This is a genomic window from Stenotrophomonas sp. GD03680, assembly GCF_029844625.1.
Classification (GTDB): Bacteria; Pseudomonadota; Gammaproteobacteria; order Xanthomonadales; family Xanthomonadaceae; genus Stenotrophomonas; species Stenotrophomonas maltophilia_P.
On record NZ_JAOCKC010000002.1, the window covers coordinates 39,776 to 52,249 of the forward strand.

Consider the following 12,474-nt stretch of genomic DNA (forward strand, 5'->3'; position numbering starts at 1 on the left):
GCCCTAGAGTCGGCCCAACCGCTTTCGAAACGCCCGGTGAACGGGTTGGGAGTCCGCGTGGAAATCTGCATTCGTCGCTCGCCGCTGATGCTGGCCCTGTTGCCGGTGCTGCTGCTGGCGTCCATGTCGGCCCACGCCGAACCCATCGGCAACCTGCGCTCGGTCACCGCCAGCAAGGCGGGCACGCCCGCCTGGGACCTGCAGACCGACACCGGCGCGCGTGTGCGCATCGAACTGCCGGCTGCCGACATTGTCCGTGTGCAGGCGGGGCGCAAGGGGGTACTGACCGGATCCGGCGACAAGGCCGCGCCGATCGTGCTGCCCCAGCCCAGTGCCGACGTGCAGGCACAGCTGGAAGAAGATGCGCAGGAGATCCGTCTGCGCACCGGCGCACTGGTGCTGCACGTACAGCGCCAGCCGCTGCGCCTGCGGTTGGAGCGTCTGGACAATGGTCAGCCCACTGCGTTGTGGCAGGAGCTGCAGCCGCTGGACCTGGATGCTGCACAGAGCGTGCAGGTACTCTCGTCGCAGCCCGACGAAGGTTTCTTCGGCGGCGGCCAGCAGAACGGCCGTTACCAGTTCAAGGGACGCGAGCTTGAGGTGTCCTACTCCGGCGGCTGGGAAGAGGGTGATCGACCGAGCCCGGCGCCGATGCTGCTGAGCAGCCGCGGCTGGGGCATGCTGCGCAATACGTGGAGCGACGGCAGCTACGACCTGCGCCAGCCCGATCAGTCCACCCTGCTGCATCGCGAAGATCGTTTCGACGCCTACTACTTCGTCGGTGCCGATCTGCCGGCATTGATCGAGCGCTACACGCAGCTGACCGGCCGCCCCAACATGGTCGCGCGCTGGGCGCTGTCCTATGGCGATGCCGATTGCTACAACGACGGCGACAACGCGAAGAAGCCGGGCACCGTGCCCGAGGGCTGGAGCGATGGCCCGACCGGCACCACGCCTGACGTGGTCGACAGCGTGGCCAAGCAGTACCGGGCACACGACATGCCCGGTGGCTGGATCCTGCCCAACGACGGCTATGGCTGCGGCTACAAGCAGTTGCCCGAGACGGTGAAGGGTCTGGCCGGATACGGATTCCGCACCGGCCTGTGGACGGAGAACGGTGTCGACAAGATCGCCTGGGAAGTCGGCAAGGCCGGCAGCCGTGTACAGAAGCTGGATGTGGCCTGGACCGGCAAGGGCTATCAGTTCGCGATGGACGCCAACCGCCAGGCGTTCAATGGCATCGTCGACAATTCCGATTCGCGTCCCTTCCTGTGGACGGTGATGGGCTGGGCCGGCATCCAGCGCTACGCGGTTGCCTGGACCGGTGACCAGAGCAGCAGTTGGGATTACATCCGCTGGCACGTGCCGACCCTGGTCGGCTCGGGATTGTCCGGCATGGCCTATGCCAGTGGCGATGTCGATGCGATTTTCGGCGGCAGCGCCGAGACCTACACCCGCGACCTGCAGTGGAAGGCCTTCACTCCGGTACTGATGGGCATGAGTGGCTGGTCGTCGAACGCGCGCAAGCACCCGTGGTGGTACGACGAACCCTACCGCAGCATCAACCGCGATTATCTGAAACTGAAGATGCGGCTGACGCCGTACATGTACGGGCTGGTGCACGACGCCGCGCAGACCGGCGCGCCGCCGGTGCGTGGGTTGATGTGGGATTACCCGCGCGATCCGCACGCGCAGGACGAAACCTACAAGTATCAGTTCCTGCTGGGCCGCGATCTGCTGATCGCACCGGTCTACCGCAGCCAGGCGGCCAGCCGCGGCTGGCGGCGCGACATCCATCTGCCGGCCGGTGGATGGATCGACTACTGGGATGGCCGCCGCGTGCAGGCCGGCGCCGAGGGCCGCCAGCTCGACCGCCAGGTCGACCTGGCCACGCTGCCGGTGTTCGTGCGCGCCGGGGCCATCCTGCCGATGTATCCGTCGATGCTGTTCGATGGCGAGAAGCCGCTGGACGAGGTCACCTTCGATCTCTATCCGCAGGGCGATTCGCAGTACACGCTGTACGAAGACGACGGCAACACCCGCCGCTACCAGCAGGGCGAATCGAGCACGCAGCAGATCCGCGTGCAGGCGCCGGCACAGGGCAGTGGCCCGGTCCAGGTGCAGATCGCGGCCGTGCAGGGCACCTACCAGGGCCAGCTGGCGCAGCGTCGCTACGGCCTGCGCGTGTTGAGCCGGCAGGCCCCGCGCGCAGTGCAGGCCGGCGCCCGTGTGCTGCCCGCGCTGGCCGACGCGGCAGCCTTCAACGGTGCCGACGAAGGCTGGTATTTCGATGCCCGTGAGCGTGGCGGCACCGTCCATGTGCGTACCGCCACGCAGGATATCCGCCAGCCGCTGCAGGTGCAGCTGGACTTCGCCGTGACCGCCGCCGCTGCGGACGATGCTTATCCGGCCGCGCCGGTGCTCGGCCGCGAGCTGCCGGCCGACAGCCTGCTGGTGGTCAACCGCCCAGCGGAAGAGCCTGGCCATCCGCTGGAGAACGCGTTCGACGATGACCCGGCCACCTGGTTCCGCAGCGTGCGCAACCAGGCCGTGCGCACCGGCGCCCACGAATGGGTGGTCGGCTTCGGTGAGCGCCGGATGATCGACGGCATCGAGTTGGCGCCACGCAACGACAAGAACTGGAAGCATGGCCAGGTCCGCGACTACGAGGTGTACCTGGGCGACAGCAATGGCGAATGGGGCGAGCCGATCGCCCGGGGCCGGCTGCAGTTGAAGGAAGGGATGCAGCGCATCGACTTCCCCGCACACGCCGGTCGCCTGCTGCGTTTCCGGGTGCTGAGCGTGCAGAACCCCGAAGGTGACGGCGCCAGCAGCACCGACCCGATGGTCACTGCGGCACAGGGCAGCGCCCGCGCGTTCGACGCGTTGCAGCCACGCGATGTCGGCCCGATCGCGCTGTCCACCTTCCACATCCTCGAGCACCAGGAACCGGAGCGACCGGCCCGGCAGCGCTATCTCTCCGAGCTGCCGGTGCCGGCCGCGCTGGCCAGCCAGGTGCGCGCCGACCAGGCGTTCCGTGGCGAGGCCGGCATGCGCATGAACGGCCTGCAGTTCCGCCGTGGCCTGGGAGTGGGCGCGAACAGCCGCATCGACCTGCGTCTGCAGGGCGGCTGGCGCCTGCTGCGTGCGGATCTGGGCATTGATGATGCCTGCCGCAGCGCAGGCGGCCTGCAGTTCCAGGTCTGGGGCGACAACCGCCTGCTCTACGACAGCGGCCTGGTGAAGGCGCCCGGCGTGGTCAAGCCGGAGCTGGACATCCGTGGCCTTACTACCCTGAGCCTGCGCACGCTGGGTGCGCAGGGCAGTCAACCCGCCCAGGTCTGTGCCAACTGGGCCAACGCCGTGCTGATCGGCCAGGAGGGCGACTCCGCCAGCATCGTCGCCCCATGACCCCTTCGTAACACCGCTCCTCCCCCGCCCATACCGACTGCGGCCTGCTGGCCGTGGCCCGGGAGCGTTTTGCCCGCTGATCCACATTCGCGCCGCACCCCTGCCAGGAGAGAACCCCGATGTTGCCCGCACGCTACCGCCGCCCCCCCTGTCGCACGATCGCTCCGCTGACGCTGGCCATTGCCGGCGCGCTGCTCTCGGTCGCCCTGCCTGCCGCTGCGCAGGACAGCAAGGACAACGCCACCGACCTGGCCCGCATCGAGGTCACCGGCTCCAACATCCGCCGTACCGATGTGGAAACCGCTTCGCCGGTCCAGGTCATCAGCAAGCAGGACATCCAGAACATGGGTGCGCGTACGCTGCTGCAGGTGCTCGACAACCTGCCGGCTGCCCGCCCGGCGCAGCAGGATTCGCGCTCCCTGTTCACCGGCTCCGACGGTGCCTCGCAGGCCAATCTGCGTGGGTTGGGCGCACAGGGCACGCTGGTGCTGCTGAACGGTCGTCGCCTGTCGTACTACGGCGCACCCGCCGGCTTCCAGACCCAGTTCGTCAACATCGATGCGATCCCGGCTGCCGCCATCGAACGCATGGAAGTGCTTACCGACGGTGCTTCGGCGGTGTACGGCACCGACGCCGTGGCCGGTGTGATCAACGTGATCACCAAACGCAACTTCCAGGGCGCGGAGATCAACTTCACCAACGATACGTCATCGCGCATCGACTCCTACGGTGAGCGCCAGGCCAGCATCACCGCCGGCTTCGGCGACCTGGCCGAGAACCGCTTCAACATCTACGGTGCGGTCAACATGTACCGCCGTGACGCGATCCCGTTGCGTGATTTCTACGACAAGCGTCCCGAGCAGTACTACGTCAACAATCCCAATTACCTGACGAACCTGCGCCTGGGCGTGGGCAGCAAGCCGGGTGAGTTCAACCCGGGCAGTTACTTCGCCTTCGATCCGGTCACCGGCCGCCGCGTGCAGGAGGCTGCACCGGGGTGCAAGAACGTGCTGCAGGGCGAGGCCGCCGGTCCGCGTTGTGTCTGGGAGACCTGGATGAACAACGAGATCGACGCCGGCGCCAAGTCCGAGCGCAACACCGCCTACCTCAATGGCACCTTCCTGGTGGGCGACTCGACCGAAATCTTCGCCGAGGCGACCTACACCGACATCGATCTGCGTGCCAATGGCGGTACACCCCGCAGCTATGGCACCACCACCGGTAACCCGACCAGCTGGTTCTCCCGCGATACCGGCACTACGGTCAACCAGTTCCTGTATCCCTACCTGGGGCCGAACAACGAGTACAACCACGCCAGCCCTGAACTGAAGGCGATGATGGGCGGCGTAGTCGGCCTGCAGTACCTGCTGCAGGATGCCGGCGCCAACTACTTCGGCCAGCGCAACACCGACAAGAGCTACCGCGTGCTGACCGGTGCACGTGGCAACATGGGTGACTGGAACTGGGAAACTGCTTTCGCCACCGCCGGCACGCACTCCACCACCTACCAGACCATCAACGTCAACCTGAAGGGCTTCGAGAAGGCCTTCGGCCCCTACTCGGTGGATCCGGGTACCGGGCGGGTGATCATTTCCGACCATCCGGCATACACGTTCGGTGAGATCAGCGAAGCCAACGCAGCGCTGATCCGCGAGGCGTTCCCGACCTTCGACATCCAGTCCTGGACGCGCCTGCACACCCTGGACGGCAAGATCGAAGGCCCGCTGTTCCAGCTGCCGGCCGGTGAGATGCGCGCCGCGTTCGGCTTCAATGCCAGCCGCGAAACCTTCTACACGCCGGGCAATGCCGACGCAGCCGCCGGCCTGATCACCCAGCAGGGCGGCTCGTGGTTCGACGGTGCGCGCAACACCTATGCACTGTTCGCCGAAACGGTGGCGCCGATCACCGACAAGCTGGAACTGGACGCTGCGGTCCGCGTGGACAAATACCCGAACTTCAGCGCCAACGTCGCACCGAAGATCGGCTTCAAGTACCAGGCATTCGATCAACTGATGCTGCGCGGCACCTATTCGACCGGCTTCCGTGCGCCGAGCCTGGCCGAGTCCGGCAGCGGTGGCGTGTTCGCCCAGCTCGGTGGCTACCGCGATGAGGTGCGCTGCGCCGAGACCAACGCGATCGCCGACCTGTTGCGGCAGTCGCAGCGCGCCGGTGACGTGGACCTGGGCAAGAGCCTGGCCAACGTCGATTGCAGCCGCACCGTGGCCCGCATGACCCAGCCCAACCAGGACCTGAAGCCGGAGAAGGCCAAGATCGCCACCTTGGGCTTCGTCTACGAGCCGGCCAGCTGGCTGTCGGTGTCGGCCGACTACTGGTTCATTTACCGCAACAACGAGATCGTCGCCCCGGATTTCAGCCGTGATACCGACATCATCTCCTCCACCCGTTCGCCGATCACTGATGCCGATCGTGCAAACCTGGCCCAGCTGGCGGCGATGTGCGCCGACCCGGCCAGCGGAGTGAGCTGCCCCTCGGTCCTGCCCGGCTACAGCGTGGGCAACGTGGCCAGCGTGGTCGGCCAGTACAAGAACCGCGGCAAGACCCTGGTCGACGGCTTCGACGTGGACGCACGCAGCCGCTTCTCGCTGGGCGAGTGGGGCGGGCTGAACGTGGGCCTGGCCGCCACCATCGCCAATCGAAACCGCTACTACATGGATGAGGAAAGCGGCTGGTACTACGGCGACGTGGTGGGCTACTACAACAACCCGCGCCTGCGCGCCACGCTCAACGCCGACTGGACCTACAAGCAGGTGACCACCAGCATGTTCGTCAACTACGTGGGCGGTACCAAGTGGGCCCGTGACCGCGTGGATGAGGTGGATAACAACAAGGAGACCTGCACCGCCGGCTACCTGGCGCTGCAGGCCAGCAAGTGCGACGGCGCGCCGTCCTGGTGGACCGCCAACCTGAGCGTCACCTGGCGCCCCGATGACGCCTGGAACCTGAGCTTCACCGTCAAGAACCTGTTCGACCGGCTGCCGTTCTACGATCCGAACAGCTTCCTGGGTGACTCCAGCGACTACGCGACGATCTTCGGCCGTGGTTACAGTGTGACCATCGGTTATCGATTCAAGTAAGCAGGTTCGAGTGATCCAGCGCGCCGGTTGCGGCCGGCGCGCTTCCAAGAGGAGAGATGTTTGCCATGAAACGCAGGGAGTTCATCGCGGCCAGTGCCGCCGTCGCCGCCAGCAGCCTGTTGCCACAGACCCCGGCCTGGGCACGCGGGCGCACCCTCCGCCTGGCCATGATCGGTACCGGCATGCGCGGCCAGGTGCTGTTGAAGGAGCTGGTGCGCCGCGACGATGTCGAGGTCATTGCACTGTGCGACATCGAGCCGATCATGCTGGGTCGTGCCGTGGACATGGTGACCAAGGCCGGCAAGCCTGCGCCGAAAACCTATGGTCAGGATCGCGACAGCAACGCCTGGAAGCGCCTTCTGGAACAGAAGGGCATCGATGGCGTGATCATCGCTACGCCGTGGGAATACCACGCGCCGATGGCGATCGCCGCCATGCAGGCGGGCGTGGCCGTAGGCTGCGAGGTGGTGGCCGGCATCACCCTGCAGGACCACTGGGATGTGCTGAAGACCCAGCTCACGACCGGCACGCCGTACATGCTGCTGGAGAACGTCTGCTACCGCCGCGATGTGATGGCCGCCCTGCAGATGGTGCGACAGGGCCTGTTCGGCGAGCTGGTGCATCTGCAGGCCGGCTATCAGCACGACCTGCGCGGGGTGAAGTTCAACTCCGGTGATCCCAGCCAGCCCTACGACAGTGGCGTGGAATTCGGTCCCAAGGGCTGGAGCGAGGCGCGTTGGCGCACCGAGCATTCGGTGGAGCGCAACGGCGAGCTCTACCCCAGCCACAGCATCGGCCCGTGCGCGATGTACACCGGCATCAACCGCGGCAACCGCTTTACCCATATCAACGCTTTCGCGACCAAGGCACGCGGCCTGCACGAGTACACCGTGGCCAAGAGCGGTGGCACCACCCACCCCAGCACCCAAGTGAAGTTCAAGCTGGGTGACATCGTGACCACCACGCTCGCCTGCGAGAACGGTGAGACCATCCTGCTGCAGCACGACACCTCGCTGCCTCGACCGTACTCGATGGGCTTCCGCGTGCAGGGCACCAAGGGTCTGTGGATGGACGTCAACCACTCGATCCACATTGAAGGCCGCAGCCCGCCGCACCAGTGGGAAGAGTTCAAGACCTACCAGGATCAGTACGAGCACCCGTTGTGGAAGCAGCATGCCGACACCGCGGCCAGCGCCGGTCACGGCGGCATGGACTGGTTCGTCATCCATGCGTTCGTCGAGGCACTGAAGGCCAAGGCGCCGATGCCGATCGACATCTACGATGCGGTGACCTGGAGCGCGATCACCCCGCTGTCCGAGCAGTCCATTGCCAATGGCTTCCAGACGCTGGAGTTCCCTGACTTCACCGCTGGCGCGTGGAAGCAGCGCAAGCCGATCTTCGCCTTCGACGGCACGTACTGATCCGTACACCCACGGTAGCGCCGGGCCATGCCCGGCGTTGCTGTGTGGACGGGTGTGCTCGCCCCTGTGGCGCTGGGCCTGCGCTCGGCGGCTGCCGGCTTCCAGTTCTTAGCGTGGAAGATCAGCGGCCTGCTGATTCCGGGGCCGTGCCGGTGGGCCAACAATCGATGGCCTGAGCAGGGAAAGATGGCGCGCCCGGAGGGATTCGAACCCCCGACCAATGGCTTCGGAAGCCACTACTCTATCCGGCTGAGCTACGGGCGCGTTGGGTGCTGCTACCGCACCAAACTTTGGTGCGGTCCCGCTATTCTATCCACTTTCCATGGATAAATCTTCCCACCTTGCTGGCCTGGATGGGGAGGGCGGCTGCGAGGCTCAGGAGATGGCGGCACCGCGGGCGAAGATCGCTTGATGCAGGCGGGTCAACTGGGCCCTGGTCCAGCGCTGGAAATCCGGCTCTACGAAGCGTGCGATGGCCCAAGACAACACTAGAACCAGCATGCAAGCCACCCCTAGCGCCAGCATCGGCGAGGCTCCCTGGGTCACCAGCAAGCGCATCATCACCAGACCCAGCGTAAAGTGCAGCAGGTAGATGGGATAGGACATCAGGCCCAGCAAACGTAGCAGAGAGGCCATCCGAACCGACACGTGCTGTCCGATGCGCGCGCCATAGCGGATTGACAATGGGATCACGGCGGTGAACACCAGGAAGGCCGCGATAGGTATCCAGGGTAGCCGCATGGCCATTTCCTCCTGACCGATCTCCGCCAACGCCTCGGCGCGTGGCAGGGCGGCACCTACGTAGATCTGGAGGCAGCACAGCACCAGCGTGGCAATGGCGAAGAGCGCATTGATGGCCCGCAGACGGCCGACGGATGCCAGGTAGAAGTAGATGCCCATGGCGAAGAACACGCCATGCCAGGCCAGCAGCTGACGCTTGCCGCGCGCAAGACCGATCAACGACGACAACCAGTCGATGTCAGTGGCGTGGAACAGACTGGCGACGATAATGGCCGAGCCGCTGTACAGCGTTAGGAAAATAGCAAGCAGGTCGATGCGGTGGATGCGTCGACTGAGAATCATTAGGCCAACCAAGGCGTAGAAGATGATCTCCAGTACCAGCGTCCAGTACACACCCTCCATCCATGGGGCCTTCGGCAACAGTAGCAGCGAGCCAACGTAACGACGTAGCAGTTCGCTACCGGAGTACAGGTCTCCGGCGATACACACCAGCAAGGTGATCGTCGCGCAGATCCATAGCGTCGGATACAGACGGGTGATGCGACCGATCACGAACTGGTGCAGTGATGCCTTGGCCGCCGAGTGGGTAATTACGAAGCCGGAGATCACGAAGAAGATCTGAACACCAATATAGCCAAACCATGCCCACGACATCTGCGGGATGCTGTAAAGACCTTCGTGAATGAAGTACCCGTTGCTGCGCGGTTGCCAAGTGGAATACCCCAAATGGTAGATCAGGACCAGCATGGCCGCGAAGAAGCGCGACATATCAACCAATGGGTAGTAATTCTTCTGCATTTCCAGATGTCCGCCTGCGGAGTAGGTGCTCAGTGTGCCGTTAGGCCCAACCGCTGCTTGAGCTTCCGGGATAGGTATCCATGGAAATATGCGCGGATTTCGGAGTCGTCGATTTGCGGGGAACCGCTTGCGCGGGCGCTCCAGTAACCGCCTAGGTAATCACGGGCATCGGCGAAGCGACCATGCATGACAAACTTGCCAAAGCGTACTAGCGCATACGTCAATGTGTTGCCGCGGAAGTGGGCCGAACCGCCGTAATAGCGCTGCTTGGAACGGGCGCCGACTTCACGGGCTTCAAAAGTGGCCTCCTTTACGACACGAGCTTCCCAGCCATCGATCTCGGCGCGTGCCAGCGATAACGTATCAGCCGATGGGCCTATGATGTAACCGGACTGAACCATGCACGCACCGCGCCAAAGACGGCAGCTGCCCCGCACCCAGTCAGCAGCGTGCATAGAACGCCTGTCGGTTCCAGTATCACGACTGATTCCGCTGGCTATGCCCAACTTGGGGTTGCGATCAAAAGCTTCGATTAGTAGACGATAGTAGTCCGGCTCCGGAAAGCTGTCCGCATCAAGAATGCCGATGAGATCCTCATTTCCCAATTCCACGCTGCCGCGGATTTCGTCGAAACCACGTGACACGATGCGGGCGTACTTCTGACCGAGTGCGTACTCACCGGATTCGGTGTCTTCATTGAGCACGATGAGTTGCTCGACGTTGGCGGGCTTGGCCAGCGTCTGCAGCAGTTCGCGTGAACCGTCTGTGGATCCGTTTTCCACGATGACCCACATGGCAATGGCGGTATCCTGTGCGGCCACAGCTGCATACAAGTCAGGGATATTGTCTATCTCGTTGCGTAGTGGAGTGCTCAGGAAGATGCGGCGGGTCATTTCTGGGCCTCGGTCAGTGATTTGAGCAGGAATAGGTTCATCAGAATCGGGAACATCACTGGTGGGGAGATGATGCTGTTGCCGGTCAGCATCGGGCCGAACAGGATGACCATGGCCAGAGCCACTGGGCCTGCCTTCATGCAGCCGCGAGCGAGCAAGGCGAGGATCAACAGGCTCCCGACGACGCCATACTCGATGAAGAGACGGACGAAGTCCGAATGCGGATCCTTGGAAATGAAGTCAAATACACGGTTGCCATCACCGGTTGAGCCACCGCCCTGACCAAACAACACGATGGCCGAGCCGCTATCAAACTGCGCTTCAATCATGGCGATCCAATAGGACATGCGCCATGCGAAAGAGGAGCCTTGGTTACCGAACTGGTGGCTGCGGGCCTTCTCGACGATCAGGTCAAGATCGGACACTGTGATCTTTTCGAGCGCGTATTGGCCAAGGGGAGTCTGAAGTGCCATCACTACAGCCACTACAGCCATCGCTGCATATACCAAACGCGTAACGCTGAAGCGGAAGCTAAGGAAAATCATCAGCACGCCGGCCATGAATACGAACAGTGCGCCCGAGCTCTTGGATGCCACCAGCATGCCAAGAGCTGCGGCCAGGAAGACGTAAAGGCCACGTGGGCTGTATAGCCGGCTGAAGTGCAGATACAAGAAAGTGATCAGCACCGTTGCACACACATAACCCAAGTGGTTCGCATGCGGCATCAATGAACGGTAACGGTAGTCACCTGATAGAAAAGCGCCCGTTGCCAGATCAAGCGCGAACGGCAACAGTAGGAAGGCGAGGAAAAGCATCAATGTAAGTGCAATTTCCTGCACCCGTAGGCGATGTAGCGCATAAGCGAAGATCGCGAATGCGACGAAGCGCACTGCTTCCTGTGACTGTGCCAGGAAGGGCACCAAGGAGGGGAACAAGGCGCGGACGAGCACATAGGCGGCGATCAGGTAGAAGGCGCCGGAAAACCAGCCAACATTGAGTCGTCGCCGCAGCAGGCTGCCGTTGGCCGCCGCGAACACTATGGCAGCCAGAATGCCTAGCGAGTTGTGCAAGGTGGCTGCCACGAGAACCAGCAGCATGCCACCCACGTGTCCCATGCGCAGACCTTTGGCGCTGGGTGGGGCGGCGGCGAATGTGCCGGACAAGCTACGGTTCATGGCGTGTCAACTCCACTATCATTACCGAAAATCAGGTCGCGCAGGCCATTGATGAACCGGGCATCGGCATGAGGGGGCAACACTTCGCCGAGGGGGGCGCTGGATACTAGCTCATGATAGGCCGCATCGAGTTCATCGGCCCCCTGAATGAATCGCAGGAACGGACGGTCGGCAAGCTTGCGGGCCGTAGCCAGCTGGTGGTCATTGCGATGTTCGCCCAATGCGAAGCGGCGTGGCATCAGAATGGCGGGTTTGCCATAGGTCAGCGCAGAGATGATGGTGCCCATTCCCGCATGGGAAATGATGCAGGAGCAGGCCCTGATGCGCTCTTCAAAGTTTGCTTGGCTGATAAAACGCTGGTGTTTCAAGGTGGTCGGTATATAAGACGATGTACCAATCTGCGCGAAGCCTTGGATCCCGGAGCGTGCGGCCCAAGCATCGACGATACTCACTAGGCGGTCGAAAGGCAGCTGCGTGCCGGTGGTAAGGAAGATCACAGCACGGCTCCCAAATAGCGTGGCCCATCTTCGCTAGCTAGTTCCGGCCATTGCGTCAGCCAATGGTCGGCCCACCGGGCGACCTTCCGTCCAGCCAAGGAAAGCTCTTCGGCATTGGCGATGCTGTCTATCCAAATAGTGCGTGCCCCTAGTATTTTGCCTATCACCACAGCAACAAAACCAGGCGCGGCCCCAGTGGATATCACTACCTGCGGACGCTCACGTAGAAGTACTCGCAGCACCTGCAGGGACATCATGCCCAGCTTGATCTTACGGCTGAAATTGGCATCGATAACCGTATGGCAGCGATGATTGCCGATCGCATGCGGCGCGGGCTCCTGGGTTGTCATGAACACTACCTCAGCTCCCTCGAATGCAGGCGTGAGCCGGAGTAGTTGTACCCAATGTCCGCCTGCAGAGGCGACAGCCAGAATCTTCATGAT

Annotated in this window: 8 protein-coding genes and 1 tRNA gene; 3 read left to right on the forward strand and 6 right to left on the reverse strand. The window is 63.4% G+C overall.

Annotated features, from left to right (window positions below; translation table 11 throughout):
• The first annotated feature begins 57 nt into the window (after window positions 1-57).
• The 3 genes from N5J29_RS02615 (at window position 58) to N5J29_RS02625 (ending at window position 7,927) form a co-directional block, all read left to right on the forward strand.
• On the forward strand, window positions 58-3,411 hold the full coding sequence (locus N5J29_RS02615) for a TIM-barrel domain-containing protein (protein WP_164150528.1): 3,354 nt from the start codon (window positions 58-60) through the stop codon (window positions 3,409-3,411).
• Window positions 3,412-3,530: 119 nt separating this feature from the next.
• Complete coding sequence (locus N5J29_RS02620; protein WP_164150529.1) at window positions 3,531-6,506, forward strand: TonB-dependent receptor; 2,976 nt, start codon at window positions 3,531-3,533, stop codon at window positions 6,504-6,506.
• A 65-nt stretch (window positions 6,507-6,571) separates the two neighbouring features.
• On the forward strand, window positions 6,572-7,927 hold the full coding sequence (locus N5J29_RS02625; RefSeq protein WP_111187265.1) for a Gfo/Idh/MocA family oxidoreductase: 1,356 nt from the start codon (window positions 6,572-6,574) through the stop codon (window positions 7,925-7,927).
• Window positions 7,928-8,114: 187 nt separating this feature from the next.
• Here N5J29_RS02625 and N5J29_RS02630 read toward each other — a convergent pair.
• The 6 genes from N5J29_RS02630 to N5J29_RS02655 form a co-directional block, all read right to left on the reverse strand.
• Window positions 8,115-8,191 (reverse strand) — tRNA-Arg (locus tag N5J29_RS02630).
• Window positions 8,192-8,302: 111 nt separating this feature from the next.
• The gene (locus tag N5J29_RS02635) at window positions 8,303-9,466 is read right to left on the reverse strand and encodes an acyltransferase (RefSeq protein WP_053518179.1); all 1,164 of its coding nucleotides are present in this window, start codon (window positions 9,464-9,466) and stop codon (window positions 8,303-8,305) included.
• A gap of 29 nt (window positions 9,467-9,495) precedes the next feature.
• Window positions 9,496-10,359: a glycosyltransferase family 2 protein gene (locus N5J29_RS02640; protein ID WP_164150530.1), complete on the reverse strand. Its 864-nt coding sequence runs from the start codon at window positions 10,357-10,359 to the stop codon at window positions 9,496-9,498.
• On the reverse strand, window positions 10,356-11,534 hold the full coding sequence (locus N5J29_RS02645) for an O-antigen ligase family protein (protein ID WP_053518176.1): 1,179 nt from the start codon (window positions 11,532-11,534) through the stop codon (window positions 10,356-10,358). The genes N5J29_RS02640 and N5J29_RS02645 overlap by 4 nt, the downstream gene beginning before the upstream one ends.
• Complete coding sequence (locus tag N5J29_RS02650) at window positions 11,531-12,031, reverse strand: glycosyltransferase (RefSeq protein WP_080375292.1); 501 nt, start codon at window positions 12,029-12,031, stop codon at window positions 11,531-11,533. Before N5J29_RS02650 ends, N5J29_RS02645 begins: the two co-directional genes overlap by 4 nt.
• Window positions 12,028-12,471 (reverse strand): hypothetical protein, encoded by a 444-nt coding sequence (locus N5J29_RS02655; RefSeq protein WP_080375291.1) that lies wholly within the window; start codon window positions 12,469-12,471, stop codon window positions 12,028-12,030. Before N5J29_RS02655 ends, N5J29_RS02650 begins: the two co-directional genes overlap by 4 nt.
• Window positions 12,472-12,474 lie beyond the last annotated feature (3 nt).

What these genes read in the sequence shown, in the direction of transcription:
- N5J29_RS02620 (WP_164150529.1), top strand. Translation starts at nt 3,531, where the DNA reads ATGTTGCCCGCACGCTACCGCCGCCCCCCCTGTCGCACGATCGCTCCG.
- N5J29_RS02625 (WP_111187265.1), top strand. Translation starts at nt 6,572, where the DNA reads ATGAAACGCAGGGAGTTCATCGCGGCCAGTGCCGCCGTCGCCGCCAGC.
- N5J29_RS02635 (WP_053518179.1), bottom strand. Translation starts at nt 9,466, where the DNA reads ATGCAGAAGAATTACTACCCATTGGTTGATATGTCGCGCTTCTTCGCG.
- N5J29_RS02640 (WP_164150530.1), bottom strand. Translation starts at nt 10,359, where the DNA reads ATGACCCGCCGCATCTTCCTGAGCACTCCACTACGCAACGAGATAGAC.
- N5J29_RS02645 (WP_053518176.1), bottom strand. Translation starts at nt 11,534, where the DNA reads ATGAACCGTAGCTTGTCCGGCACATTCGCCGCCGCCCCACCCAGCGCC.
- N5J29_RS02655 (WP_080375291.1), bottom strand. Translation starts at nt 12,471, where the DNA reads ATGAAGATTCTGGCTGTCGCCTCTGCAGGCGGACATTGGGTACAACTA.